The sequence below is a fragment of the Methylobacterium sp. C33D genome, from assembly GCF_053345825.1.
Genome location: NZ_JBKFAV010000278.1, coordinates 1 through 255, shown reverse-complemented (window position 1 = coordinate 255; position 255 = coordinate 1). Strand labels below are relative to the sequence as shown.

Genomic DNA, 255 nt, shown 5'->3' with positions numbered 1-255 from the left:
GCAAGCCCGCCACCGGGCGGATCACCCTGACGGCCGAGCATGCCGGCGCCCAGGTGCTGGTGAGCGTGCGCGACGACGGCGCCGGGCTCGACGCGGCGCGCATCCGCGCCAAGGCCGAGGAGCGGGGACTGTGCGCGCCGGGCGCGGTGCTGACCGACCAGCAGATCTACCAGTTCCTGTTCGCGCCGGGTTTCTCGACCGCGGCGACGATCTCGGCGCTGTCGGGGCGCGGGGTCGGCATGGACGTGGTCAAGA

The 255-nt window shown here is 74.1% G+C and carries 1 protein-coding gene; it reads left to right on the top strand.

Annotated elements, in window-relative coordinates:
* A partial coding sequence (locus ACLBXO_RS32365; RefSeq protein WP_447687983.1) for an ATP-binding protein occupies positions 1–255 on the top strand: 255 nt, incomplete at both ends.